We start from the raw sequence: 13446 nt of genomic DNA on the forward strand, positions 1-13446 counted from the left end.
CGACACTCCTTGAAAAAAATAGTAAATTTAGTATTACTTAAGTACCACAAACTGGAAATCAAAATGGCATATTCAATTAAAAGAAAAATAAAATTTTTGCTCCTGACAATAGGTGGAAGAAATCGTCATTTAAAAAGAGGCGTCAAATGTAATTCCAAATGGTATGGTAATATGTACGGTGGATTTTATGTCTGTCCTACAGCATTAAATGAAGACTCTGTCATTTATTCTTTTGGAATAGGAGAAGACATTTCATTTGATAAGGATATGATAGAGAATCATAATTGTTATGTATTTGGGTTTGATCCGACTCCCAAATCAATAAATTGGCTTGCAAATCAAAAATTGCCGGAAAGATTTAAATTTCATGAATTTGGCATTAGTAACAAAAGTGGAACTGTAGATTTTTATTTACCTAAAAATCAAAACCATGTATCTGGTAGTATTATTATTCAAGATAATATCGATACACAAGAGAAAACTTCAGTGATAATAAAATCACTAGATCATATCCTTAGAGATTTGGGACATCAACATATTGACGTTTTAAAAATGGATATTGAAGGTGCTGAATATGATGTAATCGAGAACATACTAAAGTCCAAAATATCAATATCCCAAATCTTAATAGAATTTCATGACAGATTCTTCGAAAACGGCAAATTAAAGACCCAAGAGACAATAAAAAAATTAAATGATGAGGGCTACAAAATATTTGCAGTATCCGAAACATATGAAGAAGTCTCTTTTATACATAAAGATAGTCTAAAGAAAACCTAAAGCTTAGTTCATATATTTCAAGCTCTATATTCTCACCTTTCTGAGAAGCGCTTTCGAAACAGTTTTTTATACCAATCTTTATCCATACAAGGCCTTTCAACACACAGAAAAAAAACAGAAGAAATAGACATTACCGCAATGATTAACAAAAATGGATACATTAACACGTTGATAATCTCATGTTTTGAGAATGAAAGTTTTAAAATATTGCTGCCGAACATACTAATTATAGGATAATGTACAAGGTAAATGGAATAACACATTCCTCCAATATTAGTGATTACCCTATAGGACAGAAATTTAAGAATCTTATGAAATAGAACATAATAGTAGAAAAAGAATATTCCTATTAGTTGAACTAATTCCCAACTACCCTTTTGAAAATTTGATTTAAAATCGCTTTCATCAAAAAACCATATAATTGAGAAGAAAAACAGGCCAATTCCAATATCAAACTTTGTTTTTGGAAGGATTTCGGATTTCGAAATATATAAATCTGCTAATAAGAACCCTATTAAAAAATATTGAATATAACCAACTAAACTTCTAAATGGCAAATCAATGAAGGAGTTAAGTATTAAAAAAAGAATTGCTATTCCAAATATTAATGTTCTCCTCAATAACGAAGATTTCAATGCAAACATATAAGCTAATACTGGCGCCAAAATATAAAATTGAACTTCAATTTCTAAACTCCAAGTAACTCCATTCAATAACGGAAGAACATCCTTTCCATAAATAAAATTATGACAATATGTAATTGATGACAAATAACTAATTAACCCATCCCCTAAAGTGATGTTTTTAGCTATGTAGACCGCACCAAATAACAATATGGTCATAACTAGAACATAAGGGGGTTCCAATCTAGTCAACCGTCTAATAAAATAGTTTCTAAGATTAACTGGCTTATTCTCTTTAAGGTAATGTTTTGCAAATGGCATTGCCAAAATAAAACCGCTTATAACAAAAAAAAGCGGTACGCCAAGATGGCCATTGGAAAACATCTGCTTAAGGAACAAATAATATGAACTATATTCAGAGTTTTGACCTTTCTTGGTCATTAAATATCCGGTGATATGGTACAAAACAACACTTGTGATTGCAATAAATCTTAACCCATCTATTTCCGGAATAAAACTACCTGATGATGTAATTCGCTTAAACGATAATTTCATTATTATTTGTTCAATGATTAAAGCTGTAATCTAATATCAATTATTAACATCTAAGGAGAACACCTTGAGAATTCCATTTACGACACGATTAATATCATCACTCGTTAAATTTGATCCTGACGGAAGACATAAGCCATTTTCAAATAGCCCTTCTGAAATCCCATTTAGATAACATGGGCTTTCCCTAAATATCGGCTGCAAATGCATCGGCTTCCATAGGGGTCGACTTTCAATATTATCTTTCAAAAGTTCATCTGCTATCTCCTCTCTTGTTATACCGTTTGTTAGTATTGGATTAACAACTATTGTACTCAACCATCTATTCGAATAATAACCGTCGGGCTCACTCTTCAGACTAATTCCTTCCACAAATTGTAATTCATTTTTATAAGCCTCGAAATTAGCACGTCGTTTTTCAATATGAGATTGCAAAACTTCCATCTGACCACGGCCAATACCCGCAGCAATATTACTCATCCGATAATTGTATCCTATTTCAGTATGTTGGTAATGAGGAGCAGGATCACGTGCCTGGGTTGCCAAAAATCTGGCCTTCTTCATATAATATTCATTATCTGAAATCAATGCCCCTCCGCCTGAAGTGGTTATAATTTTATTCCCGTTGAAAGAAAGAATTCCCATTAAACCAAAACTTCCCATAGCTTTACCGTTGATGCATGAGCCAAGTGCCTCAGCAGCATCTTCAATAACAGCGATATCATATTCTTTTGCCACTTCCAAAATCTTATCCATCTGAGCTGGCATACCATACAAATGAACAGGAATAATCGCTTTGGGCTTTTTACCTCTCGTTAATCGATCTTTAATCGCATCCCTTAAAAGTTCAGGACACATATTCCAAGTCTCTTTTTCACTATCTATAAATATAGGGATAGCTCCTAAATAAGCGATAGGATTAGCAGTTGCAGAGAACGTCATTGACTGACATATCACTTCATCACCTGCTTTAACGCCTAGCATAATTAAAGCCAGATGTAACGCGCTAGTACCAGAACTTAAAGCTGCAGCATATTTCGTTTTGGTATAAGCAGTAAGATCATGTTCAAAGCCATCTACATTAGGCCCAAGAGGAGCAATCCAGTTTGTTTCAAACGCCTCATTCACATATTTCTGTTCAGACCCACCCATATGTGGGGATGAAAGCCAAATTTTATCCTTCATGTTTCTTTCTAAATTTGATTATACTTAATTATTTTCCCAGGATTCCCAACAACAACAGCAAAATCAGGCACATCTCTAATGATAACAGCTCCGGCTCCAATAGTAACCCATCTTCCGATCTTTACACCTTGAATAATACAAGCTCCAATACCGATATGGGTGCCCTCACCAACGTCCACATTTCCTGCCAAACCTGCCTGGGGAGATATATGAACGAAATCACCAATTCTGCAATCGTGATCAACAGATGAATTTGTATTTAAGATAACGTGTTTACCTATTTTGGCTAGAGAATTAACAGTTACATTAGGCATAACCACTGTACCTTCCGATAGTACAGCCGAAGAAGATATCACACTGCTAGGATGCACAACTATTCCAAATTCCGCGTAGAGTTGTTCTGCAATCAACTTCCTTGTCTTATTATTTCCTATCGCAATAACAACTTTTTGGCCAATCTGATTTTTAAATGCAGAAACATTCCCATTAACTGCGAAATCTAATACTTTTAAGTCCTCGTTGTCGTCCCAAATACCTAGAATATCCTGTTTGTTCAATACAAGAGTATCTATGATAACCTTAGCATGTCCACTTGCGCCTATAATATGCATCTAGTTTCCTGTAAATTTTTCCATTGTTTCTGAGGTATCCGAAGAAATCCCTTCTTTAATGATTACCTTTTTTATTGTTAATAATATGATTTTCAAATCTAATGAAAAACTTAAATTATCCACGTACCATATATCCAAGCCAAATTTCTGATTCCAACTAATTCCATTCCGGCCATTTACTTGGGCCCAACCAGTAATACCTGGTCTAATATTATGCCTCCGAGCTTGATTTTCATTGTATAGCGGTAAATACTCTATTAATAATGGCCGCGGTCCAATTAAACTCATATCACCTTTGATTACATTTAACAATTGCGGAATCTCATCGAGCGATGTCTTACGTATAAATCTCCCAACTGCCGTTAGTCTTTCCGAGTCGGGCAAAAGTTCTCCATCTTTATCCTTCTTATCATTCATTGTCTTGAACTTAATAATCCTGAATATCTTTTTTCCCTTCCCCGGTCGTGATTGAAAGAAAAAAGGTTTCCCATTATTTGTAACACATAAAAAGATTAAGACTACTATAAATACCGGTGACAGGATAAAAATAAATATAGTGCCCAAGATAAAATCAATCAGTCTCTTTAAGAATAACTTGTACATACTGGGAAATGATTAATTATTTTTTGATAAGAATGCATTGTGAGATAGTTTTTCATTAAATAGGAATACGAATTATGTCCCATTTTTTCACATAGAACTCGGTCAGCAGACAGCATATTTAAATATTGATTAAATTTAAACGTATCCCCATTCAAACACCAAAATCCGAATTGATTTTCTTCAATAATTCTTCCAATATCCGTATTGATATCAGTTGCTGCGAGTACAGGCATTTTACACTCCATATATGATAACAATCTCGATGGAAAATTTGGTATAGTAAACCTTCGATCTAAAAATATAAGCCCGACATCACATGATTGTAATAATTGATCGTAATCGTCTTTGACTAATCCTTCTATTAGAGCGGCGTTGATAGGTTTATTAACTTCAAACCATTCCTTTAACTTTGGAAATTCGGTACCCGTTCCAACCACCATAAAATACATGTGTTTTTGATCACAATTTGACCGAATAATTTCTATTAGGAAATCAATGCCCTGAGGCTTACCAAGATTCCCTCCATATATAAACACTGTTGCGTTTAAGGGAATTGAATAATTCGTTCTCAAGCGATTTCTGTCCTCCTTCGAAATGAATGTTTCAATAGGGTCAATACTATTTGGATTTACTTCTATTCTATCCGGATCAAGCTCATTATTGTTTTTTCTAACAAACTCAACATTCGCAGGAGACATACAACCAATATAATCGGACACAGCGTATAATGCTTTCTCTTTTTTTCTAAAATAACGGTGAAGAATTCCTCCTAATCTAAACATACCGAGATCGACCGCATTCTGGGGAAAGATATCCTTCAATAACAGATAAGATTTAGCCTGATCTCTCCTTTTAAAAAAAGAGACAACCTTTGTAAAGGTAATTGGGGGGGTTGAATATAAAACAAGATCAAATTTAACTTCAGAATAATATTTTTTTATGGCTTTGAAATACTGATTTTCCAGAAGCAGAGTACCAATTCCCTTCTCGATAATATTGGCCTTCTGGAAATTGAGTGTCTTAATCCTCAAAATCTGTATACCGTTTTCTGTACTAATACATGTATTTCTTTTAAAACGCCTTTCTAATGGGCAAGCAATGTAAACACTATGTCCCTCCTTGCTAAATTGTCTCATGAGATCTGTATAAAGACCTCTCTCAGCTACATCATTAATCCCCAGAATTGTTAAAAAAAGAATGTTCATAATGTATTAATATCTTTCGCTCCAAACTACCCGTTTGATATAATCAACATAACTAATGATTATTCTAACAACTTTTTCAGAAACATTTGGCATAGAATAATCTGCTACAGTTCTAAAATTTCTTTCTTTTCCTCTCTTCTGATACTTTAATTGAGTCAATCCCTGCATTATCCTTTCAGGATTCATACCAACCATCATTACAGAAGCCTCTTCCATAGCCTCCGGACGCTCATGAGCATCCCTTAAGTTTAAAGCAGGGAAGTTAAGAGTTGAAGACTCTTCAGAAATGGTTCCACTATCGGAAAGAACAGCATAGGAATGCATCTGCAGGGCATTATAATCATTAAAGCCCATAGGTTTCAAAAATTGAATCTCTGACCTCATCTCAATCTTCTTTACTTCAATCATATTCCTAGTTCTTGGATGCGTACTCACAATGATAGGATAACCATATTTCTCAGCAATCAGATTTAAACTAATCATTAATCCAGTAAAGTTCCTTTCGCTACTGATATTCTCTTCACGATGTGAAGAAACAACAAAATATTTCTGCTTTTCCAGTTTCAAACGGGATAAAACATCTGAATTTTCTATCTCAGGCAGATAATGATTTAGAACTTCAAACATCGGAGAGCCGGTTTTAATAATCCGATCCGCAGGCAGCCCTTCACGCAACAGATACTCTCTTGCTATATCACTATAGGTCAAATTAATATCAGATACATGATCAACTATTTTTCTATTGGTTTCCTCTGGTACCCTTTGATCAAAACACCTGTTCCCCGCCTCCATATGGAAGATAGGAATATGTCTTTTCTTTGCAGGAATTGCGCATAGGCAGCTATTAGTATCACCCAAAACTAAAAAAGCATCGGGTTTTTCGGTTTCCAATAAAGGATCAATTTTGATTAAGATTTGTCCTACGGTTTCAGTTGCTGTTGCACCAGCGGCATTAAGAAAATGATCTGGTTTACGAATAGCAAGATCGTCGAAGAAAATTTGATTTAACTCATAATCATAATTTTGTCCAGTATGTACAATAATATGTTCAATTGCCTCCGAGGCATCTAACGCTGCCATAACCCTAGCCAATCTTATAATCTCTGGCCGTGTGCCTACCACGGTCATTACCTTTAATTTTTCTTTCATTTATATGAAATCTTTATATTTAAGTTATACGTTCTCAAAATAGGTGTCCGGATCATTTGGATCATAGAACTCATTAATCCAAAAATTTGTATATAGTTCCTCGTCACCTATATTTTTAATATTATGTGTATACCAGATTGGCATATCTACATAAGCAGGCTCTTCCCCATCCAGGTAAAAATCTAAAACCTCCTCAGTTCCAATTTTACGAAGTTGAATCAGTGCTTTACCCTTGATTACGGCAAAACGTTCAATTTTACGAGTATGGTAATGATTCCCCCTGGTAATTCCAGGCACCGTAGTGGAAAATGAAACTTGTCCACCAATATTTAAACGAATAACTTCGACGAAAGCACCTCTTGGATCAGTATGTTTTATAAACTTAACTGGAAAATGATTTTTAACATCCATATAACACCTGAACGTATTAAATAGATTAAGCTCAAAGGAATCTTTTAATTCAGGAATAATTCCAAGATCAAAATATTGGCCTTTATATTTCTCTAACAATGATAATATCTCAGATACCTTGTGTTCTTCTGTATAAGGAACAATCAGAAGATCATTTCCTTTTCCAGACCTAATCTCTTCCATCAAACTTTCTACTAACTCTCCTACATAAATGAGTTTAACCGAGCCGTCAACTTCTATCTTTGGTTTCTCATTGTGACAAAGTTGGTGTGAAAAAGTTGCAATAAAGGAATTGTAATAAGGATTCCCAAAAGGTCCAAATACGTTTGGAATAACCATTCCCGTAAATGTTCCTTCCGATTCCCTAGCCCAATTTAGAAGCAATTCTCTTCCTTCCTTTTTACTTCTTCCATATAGATTATCCCTTTCTTCTTGGGAGGAAGAAGAAAAAATCACATGGGCTTTACTTTTTGATACTTCAAGTGCGCCAACCAACTTCTTTACTAACCCAATGTTCGTATTGTAAATAATCTGAGGATCATTATGTCTATTCATCGCTGCCAGATGAACAATTACATCACACTTACTTACAAATTCAACTAGTTCCGCTTCGTCTTCGAAAAAAGATCTCTTGTATTCAACACGCTCAAATTCATCAGGAAAAAGGCCTAGAGTATTATAAAGATGTTTACCGACAAAACCATCCTGTCCAGTAATTCCAATTTTCAATTTCATGAATTATTTTCTTTATGTTCAAAAAAATCTGAAGGGTATAGGTAATCATCCAATTTTGCATTGTCAATTCCATAATCACCAAATACAATCAATTTGGAGTTCTTTTCAATCGCCTGGATTGAACTTCCATAACCTGCAGGAATGTGCAATACTTCGGTATTTTCAGCAGTCAGGATAAACTCTTCAATGGAGAGCTTTCTATTTGGCATCTCCCAATTATCAATTTTAACCAAACGGATAAGAAATCCCCCATCCAATGCATGAAACCAACGTTGTTCAATTTTGTGTGCTCTCCAAGCCCTAATAATATCAGTTTCAGGATGGAAAATAACATATGACCTTTTTACCTCAGTCATATCAAAATCATTCATAAAACTTACTTTCCCACGATGGTCTGTATGAATACCTCCTTTTATTATTTTTGGTTGTTGTATCATTTAACCTGGATATTGAACCGCATTTAAATCACCTAAAACTTCTCTTTTAATATAAGGTTGTTTAGACAAAAGTTTCTTCATCCCTTCTACACCTAATTGTTCTGTATTGTGGGAATGATAATCTTCTATTTTCGACAAATCAGTCTCACCCTCTGAAAAATATTGGTTATAATTCAAATTGCGATTATCTGCCGGAACACGATAAAAATCACCCATATCTTCTGCTTTCTGCATTTCTTCACGGGTACATAAGGTCTCATACAACTTTTCCCCATGACGAGTTCCAATAACCTTAACTTCATTATCTGCGTTACATAATTCCTTTAAAGCAACGGCCAAGTCTCCGATAGTTCCAGCAGGTGCTTTATTAACAAATAAATCACCTTGATTCCCATGTTCAAAGGCAAATAGAACCAATTCTACTGCTTCTTCCAATGACATTAAAAATCTTGTCATATTAGGATCTGTAATGGTTATTGGGTTACCCTCTCTTATTTGCTTTAGAAACAAGGGAATAACAGAACCTCTAGATGCCATAACATTGCCATAACGAGTAAGGCAAACCGTTGTATCTCCAACAATATTCCGAGAAGCAGCAATAGCTACTTTTTCCATTAATGCTTTTGAAATACCCATAGCATTAATTGGATAAGCAGCTTTATCAGTACTTAAACAAATCACCTTCTTTACTTTGTTGTTTACAGCAGCATCTATTACATTTTGTGTCCCAAACACATTTGTTTTTGTTGCCTCCAGAGGGAAGAATTCGCATGAAGGCACTTGTTTTAAAGCAGCCGCATGAAAAACATAATCCACTCCACGCATTGCACGTTCAACACTATCATAATCCCTAACATCTCCAATATAAAATTTCAACTTATCATTCTTAAGTTGGTTTCTCATATCATCTTGTTTTTTTTCATCTCTGGAGAAAATTCGGATTTCTTTAAAGTGATCTGTATAAAGAAATCGATTAAGAACAGCATTACCAAACGATCCAGTTCCACCAGTAATTAATAATATCTTATTTTTAAGCATACTCGTCATATTTCATTTACACATTAATATTAAAATTGTAGAAAAAAAATTAATTTGACCTATTGTAATCTTACCTATATTTTTTCACAACCATCTAATAAAGATTCGATTGTGTAATTAGTTATTTTATAGCCCAAAAGTTTAATCTTGTTGTTATCCCCTTTAGTTTCCCAAACCTCATTATCCCTATAGGCTAATAACGTTTGATATTCAAAATGAGACTGAACCGTTTGCTTGAAGTATTTAACTATATCAATCAATTTACACGAATTTCCACTGCAGATATTTAATATTTGCGAACCATTTCCAGAATCCACAACAAATAAAACCTGATCTAATAGATCATCTATCTTTAGAATGTCCCTAGCTTGCTCTCCTTTTGTCATAGGGAATCCTTTACCGCCCAAATAGCATTCTATCATCTGCCCCATGAAGGTTGTAGGAGGCATATCAATTCCAAAGAAATTAAATATTCTTAGAATATTGTATGGCTTCTCTCCATTAAGTTTAGAATACAATTCAATCAGATTCTCAGCATAAAGTTTTGTTAACGAATATGGTGACATTGGAGTTAAAGGATCATCCTCTTTAAATGGCGTTCCATTCCAATCTCCATAGACCTCAGAAGTACTTGCAAAATTGAAACTTAAATATGGAACTTCAGACAAGGCTTCTAAAAGATTAAATGTTCCCCTTACATTTACCCTATATAACTTTTCGAAAATAGAGAAGTCCCTACTTCTATCTATTACCGAAGCGAAATGGAATATGTGATCCGGTTTATGTAAGCCAATAAACTTTCCTACTTCAGATTTTTCCGTTAGATCAAGTATTTCACAAAATACATTATCATAAGACTCCCCTAAGTACTTGGACAAGTTATTAAAATTCACATCAACTAAATGCACACTACATTTAAGCGGAGCTAATCTTTCAGCAAGTTTGGAGCCTAAATATCCACCCCCACCGGTAATTACAATACAATGACTAGATTCTATTGCGTTGCCCATCCTGTCTTCTTATTAATTGCATCTTTTATATATTGCTCTAATTGGCTTTCGGAAATTACTTCATTTAGAGTATAATATGTCTTATACCATCCAATGGTTTGTTTTATCGTTTCCTTAAAATCCCAAACAGGTTTCCAATTTAATAACTTGTTCGCTTTAGAGCTATCAAGCATTAAAAAATTAGCCTCTTGAACATGGCTTTTATTTTCAATTTCATAATTAATATCAATCCAAAGCTTGGTCGACTCTTCAACAAGTTCTCGGACAGTAAGATTACTTTCTGCCGAAGGGCCAAAATTCCAAGCTTCTGCAGCTTTACTATCTCCCTCCAATAGTTTTTGACCAATATTTAAATAACCGCTTAAAGGCTCTAATACATGTTGCCATGGCCTAGTTGCATTCGGAAACCTCAAATAAAGAGTTTCCCTCTGATTCGCTGCTTTTACCATATCAGGTACGATTCTATCTACAGCCCAATCCCCCCCACCAATTACGTTTCCTGCTCTTACACTCGCAATAAGAGTATTATGTGTTTCGCCAAATTTATTATTAGGGAAATAAGAATGTCTATATGCAGCAGTAATTAGTTCTGCACATCCCTTAGATGAACTATACGGATCTTTTCCTCCCATAGGCTCGTTTTCTCTATAACCCCATAACCATTCATTATTTTCATAACATTTATCACTTGTAACCACAACAACCCCTTTTAAATTAGAGCATCCTCTCGAAGCGTCTAAAACATTCACAGTTCCAATCACATTTGTCAAATAAGTATTATATGGATCATCATAAGATAATCTGACCAATGGTTGCGCAGCCAAATGAAAAATAAGATCAGGCTTAATTTCCGAAATTAAAGAAGCGATAGCTCCTCTATCATTAATATCCTGTATATGGGTTTTATATTTCCTTTCAGTAATATCAAAGTGATTTGGATTCGTATTTGGCTCTAAAGAAACTCCATAAACACGTGCTCCTAATTTTTCCAACCATAATGCTAACCAAGAACCTTTGAATCCTGTATCACCTGTTACAAGAATCGTTTTATGATTAAAAACGCCGTTAAATAACTTTCCTATTTCCATAATTTCCACGGAGCTTTGTTACTTTCCCACATTTCTTCCAGTTGTGTTTTATCTCTTAAGGTATCCATTGGTTTCCAAAAATCAAAATGTTTATAGGCAAACAACTCATTGCTTTTCGCAAGGTTTTCCAAAGGAGTCCTTTCCCAAATTGTCTCATCTCCTTCATTAATAAAATCAAAGACCTTCGGCTCACAAACAAAAAAGCCTCCATTAATCCAGGAGCCATCCCCTTTTGGCTTTTCCATAAAGAAATTCACTTTATTTGACTCACTATCAACATCTAGAGCACCAAATCGCCCTTCGGGCTGTACAGCAGTCATTGTAATCAATTTTCCATGGCTCTTATGAAAATCAACCAAACTATTTATATCAACATTACTAACACCATCTCCATAGGTCAACAAAAAAGGTTCATCTTTCAGATACTTCTCAGCTCGTTTAATCCTTCCTCCAGTTAAAGTATTCAACCCGGTATCCAGTATTGTTATCTTCCAAGGTTCGCTTTTTGAGTCCAGAATTTCAAGACTATTGTTTGAAAGATCAATTCTAACATCAGATTGATGAAGAAAATAATTGGAGAAATACTCCTTAATAACATAAGACTTATAGCCACCTAATATTATAAAGTCATTGAAGCCATAGTGAGAATAAATTTTCATTATATGCCAAATAATTGGTTTATCTCCAATTTGAACCATTGGTTTAGGAATGGAGACCGTTTCTTCACTTAACCGTGTTCCAAATCCTCCTGCCAGGATAACTACTTTCATATCAATTAATTTTGTTTAAATACTTTTTCAAAAAAATCCACACACTCTGCATATCTCTCTTTATAATCGAATAATTTATTTGCACGATCAACACAATTTTTAGCGTAATTCTGTTTTCCCACTTCCTTTATTGTCTTAATTTTAGAGTAAACCTCATTAATATTGCGTTTTTCGCACACAAAACCTGTCATATCATCGACTGCCTCAGGGCTTCCGCCAGTGTCATAGGTAATTACGGGTGTTCCACATGCCATTGATTCGAGATTTGTTGTAGGAAAATTATCTTCATAGGTTGGATTAAAGAAAACATCAGCAGTGGAATAAATACTTGCTAGTTCAATAACATTTGGTGCTTTACCAATTGAAATAATATTTACCGGTAAAAGTCTTTCCTGTTCTTTACTAAGACCATCCATTATAATAATCTCATCAGTAAGTATCTCACTTAACAGTAAGAAGTCTTTAAACCCCTTTCGTTCTCCCCAAACACTTGCTACGCCCAGAATTACAAATTTATTTCCGAGGTTATATTTGTCGCGTATCTTGTTATCTTCTTTAGGTTTAAAGTTATCTAAGTTGACACCATTTCTAATTAAAGAAACTGGATAGTTTTTAAGAAAGGATTTCCCGATACTTTTCCTTAACCAATCGGAGTGAACAATTAGATTTAGATTCTCAATTCCATTAAATATTCTTCTTTTGTCATTAAAATTTTTCGAAGAATTACAAACTAAAGATTTTGGATAGGAGTTTTTACAAGGACAATTAAAACAATCCTTTTGCCATTTTTCACATCCCACCAAATCAAAATAGGCACAGTGTCCTGTAAAGGACCAGCAATCATAAAGTATCCAAAAAACGGGCTTATTATATTCTTTTAAAAAGTCAAATAAAATCTCTATGTTAAGGTAATACCCATGAATATTGTGAAGAACAACCACATCTGGCCCTATCCCTTTAATATATCGAATTAAGTTTTTAGTAGTCCTTTTTGAACCGAAACCATGACGATCAAACAGCCTTGTTGTAACTAAATGCGCATAAAAATCAAGTTTATTCCCAATCTTAAACGTCTTTGACTTACTCTCGCCTCTAAACTCTCGTCCATAGGCAATGTAACTATTCCACCCCTTTTCAATAGAAATTTGACCAAGCTCCTCTGCTATTCTTCCAGTGGAACCAATATTTAACACTGAATTAATCTGTAATATTTTCATTTAGTTCTGAGACAAAATCTATAAGTTGAAAA

14 protein-coding genes are annotated in these 13446 nt (G+C 34.3%); 1 reads left to right on the plus strand and 13 read right to left on the minus strand.

Going from position 1 to position 13446, the window contains the following annotated elements; translation table 11 throughout:
- The coding region (locus R2S08_RS28165) for an FkbM family methyltransferase (protein ID WP_316838234.1) at positions 1-780 on the plus strand (780 nt) is incomplete at its 5' end.
- A gap of 32 nt (positions 781-812) precedes the next feature.
- On the opposite strand, the gene R2S08_RS28170 is transcribed toward R2S08_RS28165, so the two are convergent.
- The 13 genes from R2S08_RS28170 to R2S08_RS28230 all read right to left on the minus strand — a co-directional run bounded on the left by R2S08_RS28170 (position 813) and on the right by R2S08_RS28230 (position 13414).
- Positions 813-1958 (minus strand): acyltransferase, encoded by a 1146-nt coding sequence (locus tag R2S08_RS28170; RefSeq protein ID WP_316838235.1) that lies wholly within the window; start codon positions 1956-1958, stop codon positions 813-815.
- Between the two features lie 36 nt (positions 1959-1994).
- The gene (locus R2S08_RS28175; protein ID WP_316838236.1) at positions 1995-3140 is read right to left on the minus strand and encodes a DegT/DnrJ/EryC1/StrS family aminotransferase; all 1146 of its coding nucleotides are present in this window, start codon (positions 3138-3140) and stop codon (positions 1995-1997) included.
- 8 nt (positions 3141-3148) lie between these two features.
- Positions 3149-3751 carry an acetyltransferase gene (locus R2S08_RS28180; protein WP_316838237.1) on the minus strand — a complete coding sequence of 201 codons (603 nt, stop codon included), beginning with the start codon at positions 3749-3751 and terminating at the stop codon, positions 3149-3151.
- Complete coding sequence (locus tag R2S08_RS28185; protein WP_316838238.1) at positions 3752-4354, minus strand: sugar transferase; 603 nt, start codon at positions 4352-4354, stop codon at positions 3752-3754. It abuts the gene before it with no gap.
- Positions 4336-5559, minus strand: coding sequence for a glycosyltransferase family 4 protein (locus R2S08_RS28190; RefSeq protein ID WP_316838239.1), 1224 nt, complete (start codon positions 5557-5559; stop codon positions 4336-4338). Before R2S08_RS28190 ends, R2S08_RS28185 begins: the two co-directional genes overlap by 19 nt.
- Before the next feature lie 6 nt (positions 5560-5565).
- Positions 5566-6708 carry a non-hydrolyzing UDP-N-acetylglucosamine 2-epimerase gene (gene wecB / locus R2S08_RS28195; RefSeq protein WP_316838240.1) on the minus strand — a complete coding sequence of 381 codons (1143 nt, stop codon included), beginning with the start codon at positions 6706-6708 and terminating at the stop codon, positions 5566-5568.
- Between the two features lie 24 nt (positions 6709-6732).
- Positions 6733-7854 (minus strand): NAD-dependent epimerase/dehydratase family protein, encoded by a 1122-nt coding sequence (locus R2S08_RS28200; RefSeq protein WP_316838241.1) that lies wholly within the window; start codon positions 7852-7854, stop codon positions 6733-6735.
- Complete coding sequence (locus R2S08_RS28205; RefSeq protein WP_316838242.1) at positions 7851-8291, minus strand: WxcM-like domain-containing protein; 441 nt, start codon at positions 8289-8291, stop codon at positions 7851-7853. Before R2S08_RS28205 ends, R2S08_RS28200 begins: the two co-directional genes overlap by 4 nt.
- Positions 8292-9329: a polysaccharide biosynthesis protein gene (locus R2S08_RS28210; protein ID WP_316838243.1), complete on the minus strand. Its 1038-nt coding sequence runs from the start codon at positions 9327-9329 to the stop codon at positions 8292-8294.
- Positions 9330-9403: 74 nt separating this feature from the next.
- Positions 9404-10339: an NAD-dependent epimerase/dehydratase family protein gene (locus R2S08_RS28215; RefSeq protein ID WP_316838244.1), complete on the minus strand. Its 936-nt coding sequence runs from the start codon at positions 10337-10339 to the stop codon at positions 9404-9406.
- Complete coding sequence (gene rfbG / locus R2S08_RS28220; RefSeq protein ID WP_316838245.1) at positions 10324-11427, minus strand: CDP-glucose 4,6-dehydratase; 1104 nt, start codon at positions 11425-11427, stop codon at positions 10324-10326. Before rfbG ends, R2S08_RS28215 begins: the two co-directional genes overlap by 16 nt.
- The gene (gene rfbF / locus R2S08_RS28225; RefSeq protein WP_316838246.1) at positions 11418-12197 is read right to left on the minus strand and encodes a glucose-1-phosphate cytidylyltransferase; all 780 of its coding nucleotides are present in this window, start codon (positions 12195-12197) and stop codon (positions 11418-11420) included. The genes rfbG and rfbF overlap by 10 nt, the downstream gene beginning before the upstream one ends.
- 5 nt (positions 12198-12202) lie before the next feature.
- On the minus strand, positions 12203-13414 hold the full coding sequence (locus tag R2S08_RS28230) for a glycosyltransferase (RefSeq protein ID WP_316838247.1): 1212 nt from the start codon (positions 13412-13414) through the stop codon (positions 12203-12205).
- Between the last annotated feature and the right edge of the window lie 32 nt (positions 13415-13446).

Origin of the sequence: Pedobacter nutrimenti, from assembly GCF_032678445.1 — a bacterium.
Taxonomy (GTDB): Bacteria; Bacteroidota; Bacteroidia; order Sphingobacteriales; family Sphingobacteriaceae; genus Pedobacter; species Pedobacter nutrimenti_A.

Excerpts from the sequence above, each read along its gene's own strand:
- R2S08_RS28170 (WP_316838235.1), bottom strand. The coding sequence starts at position 1,958 with ATGAAATTATCGTTTAAGCGAATTACATCATCAGGTAGTTTTATTCCG.
- R2S08_RS28175 (WP_316838236.1), bottom strand. The coding sequence starts at position 3,140 with ATGAAGGATAAAATTTGGCTTTCATCCCCACATATGGGTGGGTCTGAA.
- R2S08_RS28180 (WP_316838237.1), bottom strand. The coding sequence starts at position 3,751 with ATGCATATTATAGGCGCAAGTGGACATGCTAAGGTTATCATAGATACT.
- R2S08_RS28185 (WP_316838238.1), bottom strand. The coding sequence starts at position 4,354 with ATGTACAAGTTATTCTTAAAGAGACTGATTGATTTTATCTTGGGCACT.
- R2S08_RS28190 (WP_316838239.1), bottom strand. The coding sequence starts at position 5,559 with ATGAACATTCTTTTTTTAACAATTCTGGGGATTAATGATGTAGCTGAG.
- wecB (WP_316838240.1), bottom strand. The coding sequence starts at position 6,708 with ATGAAAGAAAAATTAAAGGTAATGACCGTGGTAGGCACACGGCCAGAG.
- R2S08_RS28200 (WP_316838241.1), bottom strand. The coding sequence starts at position 7,854 with ATGAAATTGAAAATTGGAATTACTGGACAGGATGGTTTTGTCGGTAAA.
- R2S08_RS28205 (WP_316838242.1), bottom strand. The coding sequence starts at position 8,291 with ATGATACAACAACCAAAAATAATAAAAGGAGGTATTCATACAGACCAT.
- R2S08_RS28210 (WP_316838243.1), bottom strand. The coding sequence starts at position 9,329 with ATGCTTAAAAATAAGATATTATTAATTACTGGTGGAACTGGATCGTTT.
- R2S08_RS28215 (WP_316838244.1), bottom strand. The coding sequence starts at position 10,339 with ATGGGCAACGCAATAGAATCTAGTCATTGTATTGTAATTACCGGTGGG.
- rfbG (WP_316838245.1), bottom strand. The coding sequence starts at position 11,427 with ATGGAAATAGGAAAGTTATTTAACGGCGTTTTTAATCATAAAACGATT.
- rfbF (WP_316838246.1), bottom strand. The coding sequence starts at position 12,197 with ATGAAAGTAGTTATCCTGGCAGGAGGATTTGGAACACGGTTAAGTGAA.
- R2S08_RS28230 (WP_316838247.1), bottom strand. The coding sequence starts at position 13,414 with ATGAAAATATTACAGATTAATTCAGTGTTAAATATTGGTTCCACTGGA.